Genomic DNA, 22,071 nt, shown 5'->3' with positions numbered 1-22,071 from the left:
CATTCCCAGCACGGAGACAGCAGAACCATGAAGATCGGCAAGGAAACCATTCCCCAGACCGGCATCAGCACGTCCAACACCGAGACCATCGTGGTGCGCGGCGCGGACCTGTGCCAGGACCTGATCGGCAAGCTCAGCTTTACCGAATACTTCTATTTCCTCGTCACCGGCCGGCGGCCCGACGCGGCCGCGGTCAAGGTGGTCGACGCCACCCTGGTCGCCATCGCCGAGCACGGCCTGGTGCCGAGCGTGCAGGCCAGCCGCATGACGCTGGCAGCCGCGCCGGATGCGCTCCAGGGCGCGGTGGCGGCGGGCATCCTGGGCTGCGGCTCGGTCATCCTCGGCGCCTCCGAGACCGCCGGCCACCTGCTCGAGGAGGTGCGCGTGCGCATCGCCGGCGGGGAGGCGAAGGAACAGGCGGCCGCCGCGGTGGTGTCGGCCTGGCGGGAAGCCCGGCGCGCCATTCCCGGCTACGGCCATCCGCTGCACAAGGCGCGCGACCCGCGCGTGGCGGCGCTGTTCGCGGTGGCGCGCGAGGCCGGCGCGGACCTGACCTACATCGAGATCGCCGAGGCGGTCGAGGCGGCCATCCCGGGCATCGTCGGCAAGGACCTCAGCCTCAACGTCTCGGCGGCGATCCCCGCCGTGCTGCTGGGCGTCGGCTTCCCGCTCAACGCGCTCAAGGGCGTGCCGATCCTGGCGCGCACCGGCGGCCTGATCGCCCACCTCAGCGAGGAGCTGCGCCAGTCGATCGGTTTCGCGCTGTCGTACCAGGCCACGCGCGAAGTGGTCTACACCGGCAGCACGCCGGCGGGCTTCGATCCACGCGCATGAGTTCACGCATGAGTTTGCCCATGAACCCGCATACCCGCGCGCGCAAGGAGCCGCAGCCATGATCAAAGTCCTGCAGGGCGTGAAAGTCCTGGAGCAAGGCACGTTCATCACCGGGCCCGCCGCCGGCATGCTGCTGGGCGACCTCGGCGCCGACGTCGTCAAGCTGGAGCAGCCGGACACGGGCGATCCGTTCCGCGCCTTCAAGGGCGGCCTGTACAGCCCGCATTTCCAGACCTACAACCGCAACAAGCGCAGCATCACGCTCAACACCAAGAACGCCGAGGACCTGGCGGTCTTCGACGACCTCGTGCGCGAGGCCGACGTCTACATCCAGAACTTCCGCCCCGGCGCCGCCGAGCGCCTGGGCGCCGGCGAGGAACGGCTGCGCGCGCTCAACCCGCGCCTGATCTACTGCGCCATCAGCGGCTTCGGCGCGACCGGCCCGGCCGCCTCGCGCCCGAGCTACGACACGGTCGCGCAGGCGGCCAGCGGCTTCCTGAACCTGCTGGTCAACCCGGCGAACCCGCGCGTGGTCGGCCCCGCCATCGCCGACGCGATGACCGGCTTCTACGCCGCCTACGGCATCCTCGGCGCGCTGCACGAGCGCAACCGCACCGGCGTGGGCCGCAAGGTCGAGGTGTCGATGCTGGAGGCAATGAGCCACTTCAACCTCGACGCGTTCACGCATTACTATGCGGCCGGCGAGGTGATGGGCCCGTACAGCCGGCCCAGCGTGTCGCAGTCCTACGTGCTGGAATGCGCGGACGGCAAATGGATCGCGCTGCATATGTCCTCGCCCGAGAAGTTCTGGCAGGGGCTGGCCAACGCGATCGAGCGCCCGGCCTTGTTCACCGACGCGCGTTTCGCCTCGCGCGAGCAGCGCATCGCCAACCAGGAGGCGCTGATCGACCTGCTCGGCGGCCTGTTCCGCCAGCGCACGCGCGCACAATGGTGCGAGCGGCTGCAGGCCGAGGACGTGCCGCACGCGCCGATGTACGACACCAGCGAAGCGCTGGAAGACCCGCAGGCCAGGCACCTGCAGCTGCTGGTCACGGGCACGCATCCCACGCTGGGCGAGTTCAAGACCGTGCGCAGCCCGGTGTCGTTCGACGGCGAGCGCCCGCTCGAGGTCACGGCGCCGCCGCTGCTGGGCGAACACAACGACGAGGTGCGCGCCGCGCTGGCGCGAACGCGAAGCACGGCGCAAACCGATTCCAGGTAAGCCGAAAACAGGAGGAGACATGAAAAAGATAATGATGGCCGCCATGCTGGCCATGAGCTGCGGCGCCGGCCTCGCGCAGGCACAGGGGCAGGGGCAGGGGCAGGACTATCCGTCGCGGCCGGTGCGGCTGGTGGTGCCGTTCGGCGGCGGCACCTCGACCGACATCACCGCGCGCATCCTCGGCGAGGCGATGGCGAAGAAGCTCGGCCAGCCTTTCGTGGTGGAAAACAAGGCCGGCGCCGGCGGCGCCATCGGCACCGACTACGTGGCCAAGTCCAAGGGCGACGGCTACACGCTGACGTTCGGCACGGTGGGCACGCTGGCCATCAACAAGGCGCTCTACCGCAACCTGCCGTACGACCCGGCCAAGGACTTCTCGTATCTGGCCATGCCCGGCTACACGCCGACGCTGCTGGTGGTGCGCGCCGACGCGCCGTACAAGACGCTGGCCGAGCTGGTGGCCTATGCGCGCGCCAATCCGGACAAGCTGTCGTTCGGCTCGGCCGGCAGCGGCACCTCCGGCCATCTCGCCGGCGAGCTGCTCAAGTCCATGGCCGGCATCAACATGACGCACGTGCCGTTCAAGGAAGGCGGGCAGGCGCTGACGGCCGTGCTGGGCGGGCAGGTGGACTTCATGTTCTACCACCCGGTCGCGGTGCTGCCTTACCTCAAGGCGCACAAGCTGCGCGCGCTGGCCGTCAGCAGCCAGCAGCGCTCGGTGAGCGCGCCCGAGGTGCCGACCGTGGCCGAATCGGGCTATCCCGGCTTCGACCTGACCGCCTGGTTCATGCTTGCCGGCCCGGCCGGGATGGACGAAGAAGTGCGCAACCGGCTGACCAGGTCGATGCAGGCGGTGATGCAGGATCCGGGCGTGCAGAAGAAGCTGGCGGAGCAGGGGCTGGAGATCGCCCGGCTCGACACGGCGCAGTTGCCGCGCTTCGTCAACGGCGAGATCCAGAAGTGGACCGCGGTGGTGAAGCGCTCCAACGCGCAGGTCGACTAGCACGCCGGCCGGGGACGGATCATTTGCGCCGAATCGCGGAAACTCTTTTGCGCTCCGGCGCATTTTCCGTTGGCGCGGATTGGGGGATGATCGGGGCTCCGCATGTCCTTTGCATACCAGACAGGAGCCATCATGAGCGAATCCCGCAAGCCACCCGTGGCGGTGGTCGCCACCATCGTGCCCGAGCCGGCCCACCGGCAGCTCGTCGAGGACGCGCTGCGCCAGGCCGTCGCGCAGGTGCGCCTGGAGCCCGGCTGCGAATATTACGAACTGCATCGCGACCTGGACGACGCCGGCCGCTTCGTGATGCTGGAGCGCTGGCGCGACGAAGACGCGCTCGCGCAGCACGGGCGCGGCGCGGCGCTTGCCGCGCTGGGCAAGGTGCTGGAGGGCCGCGCCAGCCTGCACATCGTGAAGCTCGCGGCGGTCGCCTGACCGGCCCCGGCGGGCGCTGCCCGCCACGCCCGGGCGGCGCGCTTGCTATCATTGCCCGATGCCGAGCGAAACCGTCATCCCCCACACCGAGTACGAGATCACCGCGATCCGCGCGCAGGGCGCGGGCGGGCAGAACATCAACAAGGTGTCCAACGCGGTTCACCTGCGCTTCGACGTGCGCGCGTCGGCATCGCTGGACGAGGACCACAAGGCGCGCCTGCTGCAATTGCATGACCACCGCATCACGCGCGACGGCGTGGTGGTGATCAAGGCGCAGCAGCACCGCAGCCTGGAGATGAACCGCGAGGAAGCCGTGCGGCGCCTGCACGAACTGGTGCGCAGCGTGGCCACGCCGCCGCGCGCGCGGCGCCCCACGCGTCCCACCTTCGGCTCGCGCATGCGGCGGCTGGAAGGGAAAAGCCAGCGCAGCCAGGTCAAGGCCATGCGCGGCAAGGTGCTCGACTGAGCCCGTGGCGCGCTGCCGGCGCGCCGCTTGCATCGCATGCGCGTGCCGGCTCCCGGGCGCGCATATCCATATCGGCTTTCCTTCGTTCCGTTTTGCGCCATGGCGCGTAAGCTGGACTGACATCCTCGCGCCGGGCGCCACACGGGCGGCGCCGGCAACGGGGATGCCCTGGGTGTCCGCATCGCCTCGCTTGCCGTGCAACCCGCCACCGTTCAACGATGACGCAGCCATGGCAATCTACCTGGACGACATCCAGCGCGCGGAGATCGCGCGCGCCAGCCGCGCCTGGCTCTGGCGCACCGAGCTTCCCACCTGGCTGCTGATCGCGGCGGTCTACGCGCTGTGGTTCGGCGCCGCCCTCAACGCGGCCCGGCTGGGCCTGCCGCTCGCGCTGGCGCTGCTGGCGCTCGCCACCACCTGGTACATGTCGCTGCAGCACGAGCTGCTGCACGGCCATCCCACGCGCCTGCCGTGGCTCAACGCGCTGTTCGGCATGGCGCCGCTGGCGGTGTGGTTTCCGTATGGCCTCTATCGGCGCGAACACCTGCAGCATCACGCGCACGACGATCTCACCCACCCCGGCGCCGATCCGGAGAGCTATTTCCTGCTGCCGGGCGACTGGCAGGCCGCCGGCCCGCTGCTGCGCACGCTGCTGCGCTGGCGCAACACCATGGCGGGGCGCGTGCTGCTGGGCCCGGCCTTCGCCATCGCGCGCACGGCGGCCGACGCGGCGCGCCGCTTGCGCGCCGGCGACCTGCGCGACCTGCCGATGTGGGCCGCGCACCTGCTCGCGCTGGCCGCGCTGCTGGCGTGGCTCGACCGCGTGTGCGGCATCGCGCCGTGGCTGATGCTGGCGGGCGTGGCGTATCCGGCGCTGTCGCTGTCGTCGGTGCGCTCGTTCCAGGAGCACCGCCCGCACGCGCTGCCGGCGCGGCGCAGCGTGCTCAACGAGGCGGCATGGCCGTGGCGCCTGCTGTTCCTCAACAACAACTTCCACCTCGTCCACCATGATCTGCCGGTGGTGCCGTGGTTTGCGCTGGGCCGTGTCTATCGCGCCCGCGAGGCCGGCTACCGGCGGCGCAGCGGCGGCTTCGTGGTGAACGGCTACGGCGAATGGCTGGCGCGCTTCGCGCTGCGTCCGGCCGCGCCGGTGGTGCACCCGCTGTTCCGCGGCCCGCGGCGCGGCGGCACCGCCGCCGCGGTCACGCCGGCCGCGCCGGCAACGCCGGCAACGCCGGTTGCGGCGGGCAGGCGGGCCGGCAACGACGCGCGGGCACGGCTGACGGGGTGAGCGCGCATGGATGACCGGATGGATGACCGCAAGCACTGGGTGGCCGCGCTGCCCATGTACAACGTATCGCCCGCGCTGCGCGAGGACTGGCTGGCACTGATCGCGCGCGTGGCGGAAGGGCTCGCGCGCGGGCGCGATCCGCTGTTCCTGCGCGCGGTCGAGCCCGGCGCCACGCACGCGCAGTTGCAGGATTTCTGGCGCCGCCCGGACCTGCTGCTGTCGCAGACCTGCGGCTACCCGCTGGTGCAGGGGCTGCAGCGCCACGTGCGCGTGATCGGCACGCCGCTGTTCGACGCGCCCGGCTGCGAGGGCGAGCGCTACCGCAGCGCGATCGTGACGCGCGCCGGCGGCCCGGACAGCCTGGCCGAATGCCGCGGGCTGCGCGTGGCGTACAACGACGAGGCTTCGCACAGCGGCATGAACGCGCTGCGCCACGCGGTGGCGCCGCTGGCGCAAGGCGGACGTTTCTTCGCCGCGGCGCTGCGCACCGGTTCGCACCTGGCTTCGCTCGATGCCGTGGCGCGCGGCGATGCCGACGTGGCGGCCATCGATTGCGTCACGCTGGCCTTCGCGCGCGATCACCTGCCCGCACGGCTGGCGCCGCTGCGCCAGATCGCCAGCACCGCGGCCGCGCCCGGCCTGCCGCTGGTGAGCTCGCGCCATGCGAGTCCGGCGCTGAGCGCGCGCGTGGGCGACGTGCTGGCGCAGGTGATCGATGCCGAGCCCGCGCTGGCGCAACGGCTGCGCCTGCGCGGCATCGCCAGCACCGGCTTCGCGCACTACGCGCCGGTGGCGCACATGGCGCGCGCCGCGGCGGCGGCCGGCTACGCGCGGCTGGCCTGAGCGGCGGCGCCCGCCGCCGCGTTCAATGCGGCACGCCCGGCGGCGGCTTGCGCTTGCGTCCCGCCGCCGGCGCGGCGGCCTGGGCATGCGCCAGCCCGCGCTGCTGCTCGGCGGCGCCATGCAATAGCCAGCACACCAGTTGCCGCGACTGCTCCACGCGCCGGCGCCGGCCCGCCGCGTCGTCTTCGAGATAATCGGTCGACAGGTGGAACAGGTAGGACACCACGTAGCCGGAGAGGTCGTCGATGGCCGCGCGCGGCAGGCCCGGGCAAAGCCCCAGCCGCTCGATGTCCTCCGCCATCTCGGCGGCGATGTCGGCCAGCAGCTGGCGCACCGCGTCGCGCAGCGCCGGCTGTGGCCCGGTGCTGCCGCACACGCCGACGAAAAAGGCATCCCGGTGCGCCTCGGCGTAGGCGAAGAAGGCCGCGCACGCGCGCGCGGCCACCTCGTCCGGGTTGTCGCGCGCCGCCGCCCAGCGCACCGCGCGCAGCATCGGGCGCAGCTCGCCGCCCACCTCGGCCACGGCGGTCAGCGCCAGGTCTTCCATGTCGCGGAAATGGCGGTAGAAGGTGTTGGGGTTGAGCCCCGCTTCGCGCGCGAGCTCGCGCAGGCCCAGGCCGGCGAAGCTGCGCCGCGCGGCGGCCAGGCGCAGCGCGGCGTCGATCAGTTTGCGTTTGCCGGCGGCAACGTCGTCCATGGTTTGGCGTCTCTTTGTCTGCAATATCGTGGCGGCGCAAGCCGGCGCACGGCCGTGCCGCCCGTTGCGCGCACCTGCCGTGAAATGCCGGTTTGGAATTGACACTCGGTCTACATTCGTCTACTTTGCTGCAAAAGTAGACATTTGTCTACGCCCACAAGAACAACGAACGCGAGACAACCCCGGCGCCTTGCACGCCGCTTCCGAACGGTGACCTGAACATGCAGCCAGCCTCCAACCCGGCATCCGCCGCCGACGCCACCACTGCCGCCGCCGCCGCGCCGGCCGCGCGCCCGCCCGAACCGATTCCGCAGGCGCCCGGCTGGCCGGTGGTCGGCAACCTGCTGCAGGTCACGCCGGGCATGGTCGCCCAGCACCTGCTGGCGCGCAGCCGCGAGTTCGACGGCATCTTCGAGCTGAACTTCGCCGGCCGGCGCGTGGCCTTCGTCAGCGATGCCGGGCTGGTGGCCGAGCTGTCCGACGAGCGGCGCTTCCGCAAGCTGATCGGCCCGCCGCTGTCCTACCTGCGCGACGTCGGCGGCGACGGCCTGTTTACCGCCGACCACGGCGAGCAGAACTGGGGCCGCGCGCACCGCATCCTGATGCCGGCCTTCAGCCAGCGCGCCATGAAGGGTTACTTCGACGTGATGCTGCGCGTGGCCAACCGGCTGGTCGGCAAGTGGGAGCGCCAGGGCCCCGACGCCGACATCGCGGTGGCCGACGACATGACGCGGCTCACGCTCGACACCATCGCGCTGTCCGGCTTCGGCTACGACTTCGATTCCTTCGCCAGCGCGCAGCTGCATCCGTTCATCGACGCGATGGTCGGCGCGCTCGAGGAGGCGATGGGCAAGCTCACGCGCATGGCCATCAAGGACAAGTTCATGCACGCGGCGCACCGCAAGTTCGCCGCCGACGTCGGCTTCATGCGCGAGCTGGTCGACGACGTGGTCCGGCAACGCCGCGCCGCCGCCGCGCGCGGCCAGGCGCCCGAGCCCGACCTGCTCAACCTGATGCTCGACGCGCGCGACCCCGAGAGCGGCGAGCGCCTGGACGACGTGAACATCCGCAACCAGGTCATCACCTTCCTGATCGCCGGGCACGAGACCACCAGCGGCATGCTGACCTTCGCGCTGTACGAGCTGATGCGCCATCCCGGCGTGCTGGCGCAGGCCTATGCCGAGGTGGACGCCGTGCTGCCCGGCGACGCGCCGCCGGTCTACGCCGACCTGGCGCGCCTGCAGGTGATCGACCGCGTGCTCAAGGAAACGCTGCGGCTGTGGCCGACCGCGCCGGGCTTCTCGGTGGCGCCGTTCGAGGACACGCTGCTGGGCGGGCGCTACCTCATCAGGAAGGACCGCCGCCTCTCGGTGGTGCTCACCGGGCTGCACCGCGACCCCAAGGTGTGGGCCGATCCGGACCGCTTCGACATCGACCGCTTCCTGCCCGAGAACGAGGCGCGCATCCATCCGCACGCCTACAAGCCGTTCGGCAACGGCGAGCGCGCCTGCATCGGGCGGCAGTTCGCGCTGACCGAGGCCAAGCTGGCGCTGGCGCTGATGCTGCGCAACTTCCAGTTCAGCGATCCGCACGATTATCAGTTCCGCATCAAGGAAACGCTCACGCTCAAGCCCGACGGCTTCACGCTGCGCGCGCGCCGGCGCCGCCCGCACGAGCGCATCGCCGCCGCGCAGCCCAGCGCGGCCGGCGCGCACGCCGCGCGCCCCGCGGTGCGCGGCGACGGCCAGCCGCTGGCCGTGCTGTGCGGCTCGAGCCTGGGCACCGCGCGCGAGCTGGCCGAGCAGATCCACGCGGGCGCGCTGCAGGCCGGCTTCGCCGCCACGCTGCGCGATCTCGACGCAGCGGTGGATGCCTTGCCCACCGCGGGGCTGGCCGTGATCGTGGCGGCCACCTACAACGGCCGCGCGCCCGATTCGGCGCGCCGCTTCGAGGCCATGCTCGATGCGCAGGCGCAGGCGCCTTCGGGCTACCGCGCGCCCGGCCTGCGCTTTGCCGTGCTCGGCTGCGGCAACTCGCAATGGGCCACCTACCAGGCGTTTCCCCGGCGCGTGCAGGCGTTCTTCGACGCGGCCGGCGCCACGCCGCTGCTGGCGCGCGGCGAGGCCGACGGCAACGGCGACTTCGACCACGCCGCCGAGCAATGGCTGGCCGCGCTGTGGCAGGCGCTGCAGGCGCTGCGCGAAGCGCAGGGCGCCGGGCCGGACGCGCCCGCCGCCGCGGCCGGCGCGATCGAGGTGCGGCTGCGCGACATTGCCGCCATCCGCGCCGGCACGCTGCCGCCGTCCACGCAGGCGTTCACGGTGCTGGCCAATACCGAGCTGGTCAACGATCCCGCCGGGCTGTGGGACTTCGCGCAGGAAGCGCCGCGCACCTCCACGCGCGACATCCGGCTGCAATTGCCGCCGGGCGCGCGCTACGCCACCGGCGACCACCTCGCGGTCTATCCGCAGAACCAGCCGGCCGTGGTGGACGACCTGTGCGCGCGGCTCGATCTCGACCCCGCTGCGATGGTGACGCTGTCGGCCGCGCACGCGGGCGCCGCGCGCGGCCTGCCGCTGGAAGAAGCGCTGCCGGTGCGCGAGCTGCTCACGCATTTCATCGAGCTGCAGGACGTGGTGTCGCGCCAGACCCTGCGCACGCTGCTGCAATACACGCGCTGCCCGCACACGCGCGCCGCGCTGGAGCAGCTCGGCTCGGACGATCCCGCCGCGGGCTATGCCGCGCAGGTGGCGGCGCCGCGCCTGGGCCTGGCCGACGTGCTGGCGCGCCATCCCGCCATCGAACTGACGCTGGCGGGCCTGCTGGCCTGCACGGTGGCGATGCGCCCGCGCTTCTATTCGATCGCGTCGTCGCCGGCGGTGTCGCCCGACGTGGCGGCGATCACGGTGGGCACCGTGTGGGCGCCCGCGCTGTCCGGGCGCGGCATGTTCCGCGGCGTGGCGTCCACCTGGCTGCAGGGCCTCGCGCCCGGCGCGGTGGTGGCCGCCAATATCCGCACGCCGAACCCGCCGTTCGCACCCGACGCCGATCCCGCCCGGCCGATGATCCTGGTCGGCCCCGGCACCGGCATCGCGCCGTTCCGCGGCTTCCTGGAGGAGCGCGCGGCGCAGCAGGCCGCCGGCGCGCGCGTCGCCGCCAGCCAGCTTTACTACGGCTGCCGCCATCCCGCGCACGACTGGCTGTACCGCGACGACATCGCGCGCTGGCAGCAGGCCGGCGTGGTGCAGGCGCACGCCGCGTACTCGACCGGCAGCGCGCCCGACCGGCGCTTCGTGCAGCACCTGCTGTGGCGCGACCGCGCCGCGGTGTGGGCGCTGCTGCGCGACGGCGCCACCATCTATGTGTGCGGCGACGGGCGGCAGATGGCGCCCGCCGTGCGCCGCACGCTGATCGAGATCGCCGCGGCAGAGGGCGGCATGGCGGAAGCGGCGGCGTCCGGGTGGCTGGCCGGCATGGTCGCGCAGGGCCGCTACCGGCAGGACGTCTTCAACTGATTCTCACGGACCTGCCGCCGCGGCGTGGCAGGATTGCGCGGATCATTGTCAGCCGGCGCGGCGGCGCTTTCCTTACGCTCGGTGCCATCCCCAACGCCCCATGTCCTTTGCCGGACTTTACCGGAGCGCCCCGATGGCACGTCCCGCGATCCCCCAAGCCCGCCTGCTGGCGGTCTGCCAGGCTCTCTTCACCTCGGCCCTGTCGGTCGACCTCACGCTGACCGGGCTGGTCGGCTACACGCTGGCGCCGGACAAGGCGCTGGCGACGCTGCCGTTCGCGCTGATCACGGTGGCGTCCGCCTTCACCGCCATCGCGGCGGCCTTCCTGATCGAGCGCCTGGGCCGCCGCGCGGCGTTCTGCCTGGGCGGGATGGCCTGCTGCGCGGGCGGGCTGGTGTCGGTGTGGGCCATTTCGCACCATGACTTCGCCGCCTTCTGCGTGGGCACCGCGCTGGTCGGCGTGTTCCAGGCCTTCGCGCGCTTCTACCGGCTGGCCGCGGCCGATGCCGCGCCGGCCGCCGACAAGCCGCGCGCGATTTCCACCGTGCTCACCGGCGGCGTGGTGGCGGCGGTGTGCGGCCCGGCCATCGCCGCGTGGAGCAGCGACCTGCTGGTGGCGCAGCCGTTCGCCGGGTCCTACGCGGTGGTGGCGGGGTTCGGGCTGGCCACGGTCCTGCTGCTGGCGCTCGGCTACCGCGACGCGCCCGCCCACGCCGCGGCGCAGGAGAGCGCCGCCGCGCTGCCCGCGCGCCCGCTCGCGCAGATCGCGCGCCAGCCGGTGTTCCTGGCGGCCTTCGCCAACAACGGCATCGGCAACGCGGTGATGATGTTCGTCATGACCGCCACGCCGATTGCCGCGGTGGCGTGCGGCCACACCATCGGCCAGGGCGCGCAGATCATCGAGTGGCACCTGGTCGGCATGTACGCGCCGTCGTTCTTCTCGGGCTGGCTGTTGCAGCGCTTCGGCCGCGGGCCGATGCTGATGTGCGGCATCGCGCTCGCCGCGGCGGGTTCGCTGGTGGCGCTGGCGTCCACCGCGGTGCCGGCGTTCTATGTGGCGCTGCTGTGCCTGGGCGTGGGCTGGAATTTCATGTTCATCGGCGGCACCACGCTGCTGGCGCAGAGCTACCGCCCGGCCGAGCGCGCGCGCACCCAGGCGCTGGCCGAATTCAGCGCCGCGGCGCTGACCGCGCTCGCCACGCTGGCGGCCGGACAGGTGCTGTACCGCCATGGCTGGCAGGCGGTCAACCTGGCCGTGCTGCCGGCGCTGGCGGTGGCGCTGCTGGTCACGCTGGGCTGGCAGCGCGGCGTGGCGCGCCGCGCGGTGCTGGCCGGATGAAGACGCGCGCCGGTATGATCGACGGGCCATCCATTCCGACAGGCTCCCGACCCGGGCCAGACGCCATGCCAGCCAGCCTTCCCCTGCCGGACGATCCGCCCCGCATCGTGGTGATCGTCGCGCCGGACCCGGCGCAGGAACTCGACGTGACCGGACCGAGCGCGGTCTTCGGCCACGCCAACCGCCTCGAGGGCAGGACCGTGCCGGCCTACGACATCCGCGTCGCCAGCGCGCGCGACGACGCCGTGGTGCATACCGAAAGCGGCATCCGGCTGCTGGCCGACGCGCCGTACCATCGCATCGGCGAGATGCTGCCGGGCCCCATCGACACCTTGCTGATCGCCGGCGGCGCGGGCCACCGCGCGGCGGCCGGGGACGCCCGCCTGATCGAGTGGATCCGCGCGCAGGCGCCCCGGGTGCGCCGGCTCGGCGCCGTGTGCACGGGCGCCTTCGTGCTGGCGCGCACCGGCCTGCTCGACGCGCGCCGCGCCACCACGCACTGGCGCCACGCCGCGCGGCTGGCCGCGCAGCATCCGCAGGTGCAGGTCGACCCCGACCCGATCTGGATCCGCGCGGGCGAGCTCTATACCTCGGCCGGCGTCACCGCCGGCATGGACCTGGCGCTGTCGCTGGTGCAGGAGGATCTCGGCCACGCCGCCTCGCTGGCGGTGGCGCGCGAGCTGGTGCTGTTCCTGCAGCGCCCCGGCAACCAGGCGCAGTTCTCCACGCTGCTGCAGGCGCAGAGCGCGCAGAACCCGGAACTGCGGGAATTGCAGGGATGGATGGCGCAGCACCTGGCGCGCGACCTGTCGGTGCCGGTGCTGGCCGAGCGCGTGGCCATGAGCCCGCGCAACTTCGCGCGCGTGTTCGCGCGCCAGGTCGGCGAGACGCCGGCGCGCTACGTGGAGCGGCTGCGGGTGGAGGCGGCGCGGCGCCTGCTGGAGAAAGACGGGCGCCGCCTGGAAGGCATCGCCCGCGCCACCGGCTTCACCAATGCCGACGTGATGCGGCAGGCGTTCCAGCGGCACATGCAGACCACGCCCGAGCGTTACCGCGCGGCGTTCCGCGCATGACCCGAAGGGCGCAAGCCCGCTCAGCGCTGCCCCTGCAGCGCGGCGATGCGCTGCTCGATCGGCGGGTGGCTGGAGAACAGCGACAGCCACGACTTGCCGCCGGCGATGCCCATCGCCTGCATGTTCTGCGGCAGGCCGTCGGGCTCCAGGCCGCCGAGGCGGCGCAGCGCGGCCACCATCGGCGTGGGGGTGCCCATCAGCCTGGCCGCGCCGGCGTCGGCGCGGAACTCGCGGTGGCGCGAGAAGGTGGCCACGATGATGCTGGCCAGGATGCCGAACACGATCTCGCACACCACCACGGTGATCATGTAGCCGATGCCGGGGCCGCTCGACTCTTCGTCGTTCTTGCGCAGCATCGAGTCCACGAAGTAGCCGACCACGCGCGCCAGGAAGATCACGAACGTGTTGACCACGCCCTGGATCAGCGTGAGCGTGACCATGTCGCCGTTGGCGATGTGGGCCACTTCGTGCGCCAGCACGGCTTCCACCTCGTCGTGCGACATGCTTTGCAGCAGGCCGGTGGACACCGCCACCAGCGAGCTGTTCTTGGTGGCGCCGGTGGCGAAGGCGTTGGGTTCGCCTTCGTAGATGGCGACTTCGGGCATCGGCAGGCCGGCGCGCTGGGCCAGTTTCTGCACGGTCTGCACCAGCCACAGTTCGGTGCTGTTGCTCGGGTGCGTGATGACCTGGGCGCCGGTGGACCACTTGGCGATCGTCTTGGACATCAGCAGCGAGATGAAGGAGCCGCCGAAGCCCATGAGCGCGGCGAACGCCAGCAGCATGCCGAGATTGAGCCCGTTGCTGGTCAGGAAGCGGTTCACGCCAAGCAGGCTGGCGGTGAAGCTGAGCACGAGCATGACGGCGAGGTTGGTCGCCAGGAAGAGCAGGACGCGTTTCATTTCTTGTCTGTGAGGAAGGTCTGTCTGTTCGAAGGGAAAAACGGCAAAGCGGCGCTGGCACCTTGCGCGCGTGCGCATCGCGCTGACTGTGCGCACGCGGCGCGCCGCGCACGGCGCACGGGTGCCAGCGGCAAGGTGCGGGAAACGAAGGGCGCGCCAGGCAGGCGCGCGGGCTCAGGCGCTCGGGGGGCGCTGCTGGAGCGGGAGGTCGGGATCGGGCAGCAGGCCCGGACGGTGCGACGGCGCGCCGGCGCGCGCGAGGCCGGCGGCAAAGCGCAGCGGCGCGGCGGGCAGCAGGGATTCGGCCAGGTCGGCGCCGCCCTGGGCCGGGTCTTTCACGTCGGAGCCGTCGCTGTCGCCATGGCCGGCGGCGCCGGTGTCCGCGGCGTCCGGGGCGAATGCCGCCAGCATCACGGCAGCCTGGCCGCCACTCTCGCCGGCCACCGCGGCGAACGCCTGCTCGTGCGGTGCGCCGGCGTTGCCGCCCGCGCACGTGGCGCCGCCTGCCCAGCTCTGGAAGGGCATCACGGCAAGCATGAGGAGCAGCAGCAACAGGCGGATGGCGCGCACGAAGGATGACGTCGGGTTCGGATTCGCGGGATCGAATCGGGATCGAATTGCTCGACACGATGTTCGACACGAAACCGTGCCGAGAATTCTACAGGATGCCGCCATGCGCATGCAGCCGCGCGCGGGGTACAGGCCGGACAGGTCGGCATGCGCGAACAGGATGCGGACCGGCGCGCCGCGAGCCGCGCTGGCAGGACCGGGCGCGATGGACTAGACTCAAGGCAACCCTGTAATGACTACAGGGTCTTCTGCCTGATGCAGGCATCATCCGGAGTCGGCATGAGAATCGGTGAACTGTCCCGCCACAGCGGCTGCGACGTGGAAACCATCCGCTATTACGAGCGCGAGGGCTTGCTCGACGCGCCCCAGCGCGAAGACAACGGCTACCGCCGCTATGGCGACGGCCACCTGCTGCAGCTCAATTTCGTGCGGCACTGCCGCTCGCTCGGCATGAGCCTGTCCGACGTGCGGCGGCTGCGCGACTTCGAGCGCGACCCCACGCTCGCCTGCGACGACATCAACGCGCTGCTGGACCGCCAGATCGAGCAGATCCATGCCCAGCGCGTGGCGCTGGAGGCGCTCGAAGGCCAGCTCCGGGCCCTGCGCCACACCTGCGACCAGCCGCATCCGGCCAGCGAATGCGGCATCCTGCAGAACCTGCAGCAGGCCGCGGCCGGCGCCGCCTGCGAATGCCATCCGCACCCCCAGGGCCATCACTGACGTATGTGGCGCCTTCTTAAAAGAAGACGCCGCCTGTGCTACGATCCCCCTTGTCTGTGGAGACTCCGCAGCGCCTGCGCCGCGCGCCACGTCGGTGAAAACGCAGCGGATGGGGCATGCCGGACAACCGGCCGGCGGCGCCCGAGTGAGCCATCGCTCTCGCCGCATGCCGCCCGCGGCGCGCTTTTCCACAGTTCGTATCCGCTGTCTGCGTTGCAGACCGCCCACCACATTCTTGCCGTCCGCCGATGATGCCTCGCTGCCTCGCTCCGACCGCTGCCACGCTTGCCCGTACCGGGCAGGCCGGCGCGCGCGCGCGGGTAGCGCCGGCACGGCGCGCGCAAGCCAAACAGGCCACGGCCTGCCGCCGGGTCAGCGCACCGCCTGATCCCGCCCGGTTCCCCGCCTGACGTCTCCCCGCACGCAGGCAAGCACCGAACCGGGCCAAGCCACACCCCCTGTTCGCGGTTTTTCCCGTCGCACCTGACGGTCCGACTTATTCCATGACCTGGCAGCACCGGGCCGGTCCCGCGCGGACCGTGCCCGCGGGCCGGGTCCACGCATCGCCATTGAGCGAGGATCCACCATGACGGCTTCATCCAAGCAGCAACCGACCCTTTACCTCACCGAACTCGACGTCACCCGCCTCGAGCGCATCGCCAGCCGCGCCGGCGCGGCGCCGCTGGCCGAGATGCTCGACAGCATCCTCGAGCGCGCCGCCATCGTGCCGGCCGATGCCATTCCGAAGGATGTGGTGACCATGAACTCCAGCCTGACGTGCGCGCTGGAAGGCGAGGCCGCGCCGCGCCAGTGGACGCTGGTCTACCCGGACACCGCCGATTTCGACGCCGGCCGCCTCTCGGTGCTGTCGCCGGTGGGCCAGGCGCTGCTGGGCGCGCGCGCGGGCCACAGCGTGAGCTACCGCCTGCCGGACGGGCGCGAGCAGAAAGTCACCGTCCTCGAATTGTCGTTCCAGCCCGAGGCCAACGGCCAGTTCACGCTGTAAATCGGCAAGCGGCGCAATCGCCGCAATCGCCACATTACGCAGATTCGGGAACACCGCCTGCGGGCGTTCCCGGCCCGCGCCGCCATGCCGCGCCGGCGGCGAAAAAATGCCGCTTCGCGCGCCTCCCGGATTCCCGCCAGCCCGCCTCCAGCCTGGGCTGGCCGCCGCCTGGGGGCGGCCTTTGCGCCACCCCGTCCCGCCGTCGTCCGCGTCCCGCGGGCGCCATTCGTCGCGGCAAAGACGCCGTTCGTCCGCACTTCCAGCGTTTCACGACACACAACGCACCATTCGTCGCAGTGGTATTTCTCGTTGCGGCCCAACCCACTAATCTTCAGTCCGTGCCTGCAGCGCAACACAGATTTGCCGGGGCAGCCAGCAAAGCAGACAGAAAAAGATACATAAATCAGTTGAAGGAGTCCCAAATGAATGCCAAACGCATCCTTGGCAGCGCCTTAGGCGCATTGATCCTGGCCTCGTCGGCCGCGGCCCTGGCGGCCCCCGCCGGCAGCAAGGTCGGCAAGTTCGACGTCTACGCAGACGCGCTGAGCAAGGCCGACGTGTACACGGACGGCGCCAAGAAAGACAAGTTCGACCCGTTCACCGACGGCCTGCGCCAGGGCAAGTTCGACTCCTTCAGTGAAGGCAGGCATGCCGCCTTCACCGGCGAAGTCGCGGCATCCTCGCTCGACAACTCGCGCTCCGGCGACGGCTCGCTGTACGGCTACCGGGTCTGACCCGGCGCCCGTGTCGCCTGGCGGTCACTTAGGTGGCCGCCTCGCGTTACGGCACGCCGTAACGTGCTGCCGCACCGCATCACCGCTTTATCTCCCACCCGCCCGGCTGACCTCCTCCTCCTTCTCTCTCCCGCCGGGCGGGTGATTTTTCCCCCCCCGCCAGTCCGCCGCCAGTCCGCCGCCAGTCCGCCACCGGTTGCTCCCGCGCCGTTTCCGGCACAGTTTCCCCGCAGCTATCTCATCCCGGCCCGCCTGAACGCGGTCGATGCCGTTCGCGCGTCATCACAGTTCACAGTTCACAGTTGCTTGGCGGCGAAGGTGTCGCACTTGCGGATGTCGCCGCTGTCGAGGCCCTGGCGCAGCCAGCGCACGCGCTGCTCGCTGGTGCCGTGCGTGAATGCCTCCGGCACCACGTAGCCCTGCGCCTGGCGCTGCAGCCGGTCGTCGCCGATGGCGGCGGCGGCCTTCAGGCCTTCCTCGATGTCGCCCGGTTCGAGCAGTTGCTGGTTCATGCGCTCGGCGGTGGCGGCCCACACGCCGGCCAGGCAGTCGGCCTGCAGCTCCACGCGCACCGAGAGCTGGTTGGCCTGCGCCTCGCCCATGCGGCGGCGCGCGGCGTCCACCTTGCCGGACACGCCGAGCAGGTTCTGCACGTGGTGGCCCACCTCGTGCGCGATCACATAGGCCTGCGCGAAGTCGCCGCCCGCGCCGAAGCGCTTGCGCAGTTCGTCATAAAAGGCCAGGTCGATGTAGACCTTCTGGTCGCCGGGACAGTAGAACGGGCCCATGGCCGACTGGCCGGTGCCGCACGCGGTGGGCGTGGCGCCGGTAAACAGCACCAGCGTGGGCGGCGCGTAGCGGCGGTTGAGATCGGTCTCGAAGATATGCGACCAGGTGCGCTCGGTATTGCCGAGCACCTTGCGCACGAACACCGTCATCTGGTCGTTGGCGGGCGGGTGGCTGGGCGCGCGCGGCTGCGCCTGCTGCTGTTGCCCCTGCAGCACCGAGGCGCCCTGCATGATCACGGTGGGGTCGATGCCGAAGAAATACGACGCGGCCAGCGCCACGATGATGGTGCCGATGCCGATCGTCTTCGGCCCCGCGCCGAAGCCCCCGAATCCGCCGCCGCCGTCGCCGCGGCGGTCTTCTATGTTCTGGCTTTCGGCTTCGTCATCGAGACGCATGGTGGCTCCGCATTGCTGGTCTGGCTGGTGTCCGGTGGCCGCGGCACGAAGCGTGCCGCGGCGTGCCGGTCAGTATAGCAACGGCGGTGCGGCCAGCGCATGGGAGTGATGTATCAGGCCGTAACCGTGGCGGGGGACGCGGCCGCCACCGCGGTGGCCTGCGCGCGCGCCGGCTCGGCGGCCGTGACTTCGGCCACGCGCAGCAGGTTGGTGGTGCCGCCCTGGCCGAACGGCATGCCCGCCGCGATGGTGATCTGGTCGCCGGCCTGCGCGTAGCCCTCGGCCAGCGCCGCGCGGATGGCGGCGTTCACCATCTCGTCCACGCTCTGCACGTCCGGGCTCACGGTGGAGTGCACGCCCCACGCGATCGCCAGCCGGCGCGCGATCTCCAGGTTCGGCGTGATGCTGACGATGGGCGCGCATGGCCGCTCGCGCGCCGCGCGCAAGGCCGTGGCGCCGGACGAGGTGTAGGCGACCGTGGCCACCGCGCCGATGATCCGCGTGACCTCGCGCAGCGCCGCGCAGATGGCGTCCTGGCGCGTGGACAGCGGCGCCTCGTGCTGGGCGTCGAGCAGGTTGCGGTAGAGCGGGTCGCGTTCCACCTCCGCGATGATGCGGTTCATGATCGCCACCGCCGCCACCGGGTGGCGGCCGTTGGCCGACTCGGCCGACAGCATCACCGCGTCGGCGCCGTCGTAGATCGCGCTGGCCACGTCGGAGGCCTCGGCGCGCGTGGGCACCGGCGAGTCGATCATCGACTCCAGCATCTGCGTGGCGATGACGATGGGTTTGCCGTGCTCGCGGCACACGCGCAGGATGCGCTTCTGCACGCCCGGCACGCGCTCCGGCGGCAGTTCCACGCCGAGGTCGCCGCGCGCCACCATCACCGCGTCCGACACGCGCACGATTTCCTCGAGCTGCTGCAGCGCGGCCGGCTTCTCGATCTTGGACAGCACGCCGGCGCGCGTGCCGATGATCTCGCGCGCCTCGACGATGTCGGCCGGGCGCTGCACGAACGACAGCGCGATCCAGTCCGCGCCCAGCGCCAGCGCGAAGTCGAGGTCCTTGCGGTCCTTTTCGGTCAGCGCGGGAATCGGGATCACCGCGTCGGGCACGTTGACGCCCTTGCGGTCGGACAGCGTGCCGTGGTTGGCCACGCGCGTGACGATGCTGCCGCTGGCCACCGATTCGATCGTCAGCTGCACCTTGCCGTCGTCGATCAGCAGCGACTGCCCGGGCGCGGCCACGCGGAACAGTTCCGGATGCGGCAGGTGCACGCGCGTGGCGTCGCCGGGGCTGGGGTCGCTGTCGAGCACGAACACGTCGCCGGCCCGGACCGCCACCTTGCCGGCGGCGAAGGTGCCGATGCGCAGCTTCGGGCCCTGCAGGTCGGCCAGCACGGCAATCGGCCGGCCGGTCTCGGCCTCGACCTGGCGCACCGCGTCGTAGCGGCGGCGGTGGTCCTCGTGCGAGCCGTGGCTGAAGTTCAGGCGGAACACGTCGGCCCCGGCCTCGAACAATTGCCGGATCACCGCGATGTCGGTGCTGGCCGGGCCGAGCGTGGCAACGATCTTGGCTTTGCGCTGGCGTCTCATGTTGTCTCCTCTTCCATTCTCGGGCGGCGCGCCGCGGCGGGCGCGCCTGGGTTCGTACGCGTTGCCTACACGATCAGGATCGCGCGGAAATCGTTCACATTGGTGCGGGTCGGGCCGGTCACGATCAGGTCGCCGAGGCCGTCGAAGAAACCGTAGCCGTCGTTGTCCGCCAGGCGGGCGAGCGCCGACAGGCCGCGCGCCCCCGCGCGCGCCAGCGTGTCCGGCGACAGCAGCGCGCCGGCGTTGTCCTCGGAGCCGTCGATGCCGTCGGTGTCGCAGGCGATCGCATGCACGCCGGGCTGGCCGTCGAGCGCGGCCGCCAGCGCCAGCAGGAACTCGGCGTTGCGCCCGCCGCGGCCGCGGCCGCGCACGGTCACCGTGGTCTCGCCGCCGGACAGCAGCACGCACGGCTTGCGGAAGGGCTGGCCGTGCTGGGCGACCTGCCGGGCGATGGCGGCGTGCACCAGCGCCACCTCGCGCGCCTCGCCCTCGACGCTGTCGGACAGCACGTGCGCCTCGATGCCGAGTTCGCGCGCGCGCGCGGCGGCCGCTTCCAGCGCCTGCTGCGCGGTGGCGAGCGTGATGCTGCGGTGGCCGGCGAAGCGCGCGTCGCCGGGCTTGGGCGTTTCGCCGGCGCCGCTCTCCAGGTGCGCGCGCACGTGGGCGGGCACCGCGATGCCGTACCTGGCGAGCACCGCCAGCGCGTCGGCGCAGGTGGTGGCGTCGGGCAGGGTCGGGCCGCTGGCGATCAGCGCGGGATCGTCGCCGGGAATGTCGGAGATCAGCAGCGTCTCCACGCGCGCCGGCGCGCAGTGCAGCGCCAGGCGGCCGCCCTTGAGCGCGGACAGGTGCTTGCGCACGCAGTTCATCTCGCCGATGTCGGCGCCGCTCTTGAGCAGCGCGCGGTTCACGGCCTGCTTGTCGGCCAGCGTGATGCCGGGCGCGGGCGCGGCCAGCAGCGCCGAGCCGCCGCCCGAGACCAGGCACAGCACGAGGTCGTCGGCGGTGAGGCCGCCGACCAGTTCCACCATGCGCCGGGCAGCCTGCTGGCCGGCCTCGTCGGGCACCGGGTGCGCGGCTTCGACGACTTCGATCTTGCGGCACGGCGCGCCGTGGCCATAGCGCGTGACCACCAGCCCGGACAACTCGCCCTGCCAGTGCAGCTCCACCGCCTGCGCCATCGCGGCGGCGGCCTTGCCGGCGCCGATCACCACGGTGCGCCCCCTGGGCGGCGCGGGCAGGCGCGGCGGCAGGCAATGGCCGGCGCTGGCGGCGGCCACGGCCGTGTCGAACAGGTCGCGCAGCAGCGCGCGGGGATCGCTGAGGCCGGCCGGGCGTGGCGGCACCAGCAGGGCGGAGTAAGAATCGGTGGCGTACATGGCTGGATCCGGAAATGCTGTCTCCCCGGCACGGCCGGGGAGCGGTACTGGCCTGCGGCGCTGGCAGGCCGCGCTGGCGTACTTACTTGCCGCCCTTGGCGATCTCGTGGTTGGACATGATCTCGATCGCGCGGCACAGCGCCGAGTGATCCTGCTTGCCCAGGCCGTTGGCCGCGCACGCGTTGAACAGCTCCTGCGCGGTGGCGGTGTTGGGCAGCGCCACGCCGAGCGCCTTGGCGCCCTGCAGCGCGAGGTTCAGGTCCTTCTGGTGCAGCTCGATGCGAAAGCCCGGGTCGAAGGTGCGCTTGACCATGCGCTCGCCATGCACCTCCAGGATGCGCGACGCCGCGAAGCCGCCCATCAGCGCCTGCCGCACGCGCGCCGGATCGGCGCCCGCCTTGGAGGCGAACAGCAGCGCCTCCGAGACCGCCTGGATGTTCAGCGCCACGATGATCTGGTTGGCCACCTTGGTGGTCTGGCCGTCGCCGTTGCCGCCCACCAGCGTGATGTTCTTGCCCATCAGCTCGAACAGCGGCCTGACCTCCTCGAACGACTCCTGCGGGCCGCCCACCATGATGGTCAGCGAGGCCGCCTTGGCGCCCACTTCGCCGCCCGACACCGGCGCGTCCAGGTAGGCCGCGCCCAGCTTGTTGATGCGCGCGGCGAAGTCCTTGGTGGCGATCGGCGAGATCGAGCTCATGTCGACCACGATCTTGCCGTGCGCGGCTTCCTTGCCCGCGCTCTTGAGCGCGGCGGCCACGCCCTTGTCGGCGAACAGCACCGCTTCGACGTGCGGCGTGTCCGGCACCATGATGACGATGATGTCGGCGCGCTTGGCCACTTCCTCGGCGCTGGTGCAGACGGTGACGCCGGCATCGACGAGCGCCTGCGGCGCGGGGTTCACGTCGTGCACGAACAGCGTGTGGCCGGCCGCGCGCAGGTGGCCCGCCATCGGCGCGCCCATGATGCCCAGGCCGATGAAGCCGACGTTGCGTTGGTTTGCCATGTGTTGTCTCCTTGGAGCGAAAAAGTGAAATGAAACCAGCGGCTTTTTTTTGAGTGGGCCCAAGCCGCCGGAGCTAGCCCAAGCAAGGTGTTCCCCCTCTCCCCTCACGGGGAGAGGGCTGGGGAGAGGGGCGGTTCGGCTAGGAGCCACATCAAGCGAGGCCAGCGGTGTTGTCCAGCATGGAGGCCAAAAATGAAGCCGATGGTTTTTTCCCGCACCGCGGCATTCGCAAGCACCAGCCCTCTCCCCCGGCCCCTCTC

At 71.6% G+C, this 22,071-nt stretch carries 20 protein-coding genes; 13 read left to right on the top strand and 7 right to left on the bottom strand.

Annotated elements, in window-relative coordinates; genetic code table 11:
- Nucleotides 1-27: 27 nt before the first annotated feature.
- From ACKI2N_RS18820 to ACKI2N_RS18790, 7 genes are all read left to right on the top strand, one after another.
- Nucleotides 28-834, top strand: a complete 807-nt coding sequence (locus ACKI2N_RS18820) for a citryl-CoA lyase (protein WP_420996116.1) — start codon at nt 28-30, stop codon at nt 832-834.
- 58 nt (nt 835-892) lie between these two features.
- The gene (locus ACKI2N_RS18815; protein WP_420996115.1) at nt 893-2,056 is read left to right on the top strand and encodes a CaiB/BaiF CoA transferase family protein; all 1,164 of its coding nucleotides are present in this window, start codon (nt 893-895) and stop codon (nt 2,054-2,056) included.
- A 19-nt stretch (nt 2,057-2,075) separates the two neighbouring features.
- On the top strand, nt 2,076-3,059 hold the full coding sequence (locus ACKI2N_RS18810) for a Bug family tripartite tricarboxylate transporter substrate binding protein (protein ID WP_420996114.1): 984 nt from the start codon (nt 2,076-2,078) through the stop codon (nt 3,057-3,059).
- Nucleotides 3,060-3,191: 132 nt separating this feature from the next.
- A complete protein-coding gene (locus tag ACKI2N_RS18805; protein ID WP_420996113.1) occupies nt 3,192-3,494 on the top strand; it encodes a putative quinol monooxygenase in 303 nt (100 codons plus the stop codon).
- 58 nt (nt 3,495-3,552) lie between these two features.
- The gene (arfB, locus tag ACKI2N_RS18800; protein ID WP_420996112.1) at nt 3,553-3,960 is read left to right on the top strand and encodes an alternative ribosome rescue aminoacyl-tRNA hydrolase ArfB; all 408 of its coding nucleotides are present in this window, start codon (nt 3,553-3,555) and stop codon (nt 3,958-3,960) included.
- 229 nt (nt 3,961-4,189) lie between these two features.
- Complete coding sequence (locus tag ACKI2N_RS18795; RefSeq protein WP_420996111.1) at nt 4,190-5,251, top strand: fatty acid desaturase; 1,062 nt, start codon at nt 4,190-4,192, stop codon at nt 5,249-5,251.
- A gap of 18 nt (nt 5,252-5,269) precedes the next feature.
- On the top strand, nt 5,270-6,094 hold the full coding sequence (locus tag ACKI2N_RS18790) for a phosphate/phosphite/phosphonate ABC transporter substrate-binding protein (RefSeq protein ID WP_420996110.1): 825 nt from the start codon (nt 5,270-5,272) through the stop codon (nt 6,092-6,094).
- 22 nt (nt 6,095-6,116) lie between these two features.
- On the opposite strand, the gene ACKI2N_RS18785 is transcribed toward ACKI2N_RS18790, so the two are convergent.
- Entirely contained in the window at nt 6,117-6,791 is a 675-nt protein-coding gene (locus tag ACKI2N_RS18785) for a TetR family transcriptional regulator (protein ID WP_420996109.1), read from the bottom strand.
- A gap of 221 nt (nt 6,792-7,012) precedes the next feature.
- Between ACKI2N_RS18785 and ACKI2N_RS18780 the strand changes: the two genes are divergently transcribed.
- The 3 genes from ACKI2N_RS18780 to ACKI2N_RS18770 all read left to right on the top strand — a co-directional run bounded on the left by ACKI2N_RS18780 (nt 7,013) and on the right by ACKI2N_RS18770 (nt 12,718).
- Entirely contained in the window at nt 7,013-10,306 is a 3,294-nt protein-coding gene (locus tag ACKI2N_RS18780) for a bifunctional cytochrome P450/NADPH--P450 reductase (protein WP_420996108.1), read from the top strand.
- Nucleotides 10,307-10,439: 133 nt separating this feature from the next.
- Nucleotides 10,440-11,645 carry an MFS transporter gene (locus ACKI2N_RS18775; protein ID WP_420996107.1) on the top strand — a complete coding sequence of 402 codons (1,206 nt, stop codon included), beginning with the start codon at nt 10,440-10,442 and terminating at the stop codon, nt 11,643-11,645.
- Nucleotides 11,646-11,710: 65 nt separating this feature from the next.
- On the top strand, nt 11,711-12,718 hold the full coding sequence (locus tag ACKI2N_RS18770; protein WP_420996106.1) for a GlxA family transcriptional regulator: 1,008 nt from the start codon (nt 11,711-11,713) through the stop codon (nt 12,716-12,718).
- A gap of 20 nt (nt 12,719-12,738) precedes the next feature.
- Here the strand turns inward: ACKI2N_RS18770 and htpX are convergent, their stop codons facing one another.
- Together htpX and ACKI2N_RS18760 are read right to left on the bottom strand one after the other, a co-directional pair.
- Complete coding sequence (htpX, locus tag ACKI2N_RS18765) at nt 12,739-13,617, bottom strand: protease HtpX (RefSeq protein WP_420996105.1); 879 nt, start codon at nt 13,615-13,617, stop codon at nt 12,739-12,741.
- 174 nt (nt 13,618-13,791) lie between these two features.
- Entirely contained in the window at nt 13,792-14,187 is a 396-nt protein-coding gene (locus ACKI2N_RS18760) for a hypothetical protein (protein WP_420996104.1), read from the bottom strand.
- Nucleotides 14,188-14,466: 279 nt separating this feature from the next.
- Between ACKI2N_RS18760 and ACKI2N_RS18755 the strand changes: the two genes are divergently transcribed.
- From ACKI2N_RS18755 to ACKI2N_RS18745, 3 genes are all read left to right on the top strand, one after another.
- Nucleotides 14,467-14,907 carry a Cd(II)/Pb(II)-responsive transcriptional regulator gene (locus tag ACKI2N_RS18755; RefSeq protein ID WP_420996103.1) on the top strand — a complete coding sequence of 147 codons (441 nt, stop codon included), beginning with the start codon at nt 14,467-14,469 and terminating at the stop codon, nt 14,905-14,907.
- 586 nt (nt 14,908-15,493) lie between these two features.
- The gene (gene rnk / locus ACKI2N_RS18750) at nt 15,494-15,913 is read left to right on the top strand and encodes a nucleoside diphosphate kinase regulator (RefSeq protein ID WP_420996102.1); all 420 of its coding nucleotides are present in this window, start codon (nt 15,494-15,496) and stop codon (nt 15,911-15,913) included.
- Nucleotides 15,914-16,335: 422 nt separating this feature from the next.
- Nucleotides 16,336-16,647 (top strand): hypothetical protein, encoded by a 312-nt coding sequence (locus tag ACKI2N_RS18745; protein WP_420996101.1) that lies wholly within the window; start codon nt 16,336-16,338, stop codon nt 16,645-16,647.
- A gap of 296 nt (nt 16,648-16,943) precedes the next feature.
- On the opposite strand, the gene ypfJ is transcribed toward ACKI2N_RS18745, so the two are convergent.
- The 4 genes from ypfJ to glxR all read right to left on the bottom strand — a co-directional run bounded on the left by ypfJ (nt 16,944) and on the right by glxR (nt 21,811).
- Nucleotides 16,944-17,831: a KPN_02809 family neutral zinc metallopeptidase gene (gene ypfJ, locus ACKI2N_RS18740; protein WP_420996100.1), complete on the bottom strand. Its 888-nt coding sequence runs from the start codon at nt 17,829-17,831 to the stop codon at nt 16,944-16,946.
- Between the two features lie 113 nt (nt 17,832-17,944).
- Nucleotides 17,945-19,426 (bottom strand): pyruvate kinase, encoded by a 1,482-nt coding sequence (gene pyk / locus ACKI2N_RS18735; RefSeq protein WP_420996099.1) that lies wholly within the window; start codon nt 19,424-19,426, stop codon nt 17,945-17,947.
- A 65-nt stretch (nt 19,427-19,491) separates the two neighbouring features.
- On the bottom strand, nt 19,492-20,805 hold the full coding sequence (locus ACKI2N_RS18730; RefSeq protein WP_420996098.1) for a glycerate kinase type-2 family protein: 1,314 nt from the start codon (nt 20,803-20,805) through the stop codon (nt 19,492-19,494).
- 82 nt (nt 20,806-20,887) lie between these two features.
- The gene (gene glxR, locus ACKI2N_RS18725; protein ID WP_420996097.1) at nt 20,888-21,811 is read right to left on the bottom strand and encodes a 2-hydroxy-3-oxopropionate reductase; all 924 of its coding nucleotides are present in this window, start codon (nt 21,809-21,811) and stop codon (nt 20,888-20,890) included.
- Nucleotides 21,812-22,071: the final 260 nt, after the last annotated feature.

Source organism: Cupriavidus sp. 30B13, from assembly GCF_049059565.2.
Lineage (GTDB): Bacteria > Pseudomonadota > Gammaproteobacteria > Burkholderiales > Burkholderiaceae > Cupriavidus.
This window is presented reverse-complemented; position numbering and strand designations above follow the sequence as displayed.

Bases quoted from the DNA above. Each gene is read 5' to 3' on its own strand.
- ACKI2N_RS18775 (WP_420996107.1), top strand. From the start codon at position 10,440: ATGGCACGTCCCGCGATCCCCCAAGCCCGCCTGCTGGCGGTCTGCCAG.
- ACKI2N_RS18795 (WP_420996111.1), top strand. From the start codon at position 4,190: ATGGCAATCTACCTGGACGACATCCAGCGCGCGGAGATCGCGCGCGCC.
- ACKI2N_RS18770 (WP_420996106.1), top strand. From the start codon at position 11,711: ATGCCAGCCAGCCTTCCCCTGCCGGACGATCCGCCCCGCATCGTGGTG.
- ACKI2N_RS18745 (WP_420996101.1), top strand. From the start codon at position 16,336: ATGAATGCCAAACGCATCCTTGGCAGCGCCTTAGGCGCATTGATCCTG.
- ACKI2N_RS18755 (WP_420996103.1), top strand. From the start codon at position 14,467: ATGAGAATCGGTGAACTGTCCCGCCACAGCGGCTGCGACGTGGAAACC.
- rnk (WP_420996102.1), top strand. From the start codon at position 15,494: ATGACGGCTTCATCCAAGCAGCAACCGACCCTTTACCTCACCGAACTC.
- ACKI2N_RS18820 (WP_420996116.1), top strand. From the start codon at position 28: ATGAAGATCGGCAAGGAAACCATTCCCCAGACCGGCATCAGCACGTCC.
- ACKI2N_RS18790 (WP_420996110.1), top strand. From the start codon at position 5,270: ATGGATGACCGCAAGCACTGGGTGGCCGCGCTGCCCATGTACAACGTA.
- ACKI2N_RS18780 (WP_420996108.1), top strand. From the start codon at position 7,013: ATGCAGCCAGCCTCCAACCCGGCATCCGCCGCCGACGCCACCACTGCC.
- glxR (WP_420996097.1), bottom strand. From the start codon at position 21,811: ATGGCAAACCAACGCAACGTCGGCTTCATCGGCCTGGGCATCATGGGC.
- arfB (WP_420996112.1), top strand. From the start codon at position 3,553: ATGCCGAGCGAAACCGTCATCCCCCACACCGAGTACGAGATCACCGCG.
- ACKI2N_RS18805 (WP_420996113.1), top strand. From the start codon at position 3,192: ATGAGCGAATCCCGCAAGCCACCCGTGGCGGTGGTCGCCACCATCGTG.
- ACKI2N_RS18810 (WP_420996114.1), top strand. From the start codon at position 2,076: ATGAAAAAGATAATGATGGCCGCCATGCTGGCCATGAGCTGCGGCGCC.
- ACKI2N_RS18785 (WP_420996109.1), bottom strand. From the start codon at position 6,791: ATGGACGACGTTGCCGCCGGCAAACGCAAACTGATCGACGCCGCGCTG.
- pyk (WP_420996099.1), bottom strand. From the start codon at position 19,426: ATGAGACGCCAGCGCAAAGCCAAGATCGTTGCCACGCTCGGCCCGGCC.
- ACKI2N_RS18815 (WP_420996115.1), top strand. From the start codon at position 893: ATGATCAAAGTCCTGCAGGGCGTGAAAGTCCTGGAGCAAGGCACGTTC.
- htpX (WP_420996105.1), bottom strand. From the start codon at position 13,617: ATGAAACGCGTCCTGCTCTTCCTGGCGACCAACCTCGCCGTCATGCTC.
- ypfJ (WP_420996100.1), bottom strand. From the start codon at position 17,831: ATGCGTCTCGATGACGAAGCCGAAAGCCAGAACATAGAAGACCGCCGC.
- ACKI2N_RS18730 (WP_420996098.1), bottom strand. From the start codon at position 20,805: ATGTACGCCACCGATTCTTACTCCGCCCTGCTGGTGCCGCCACGCCCG.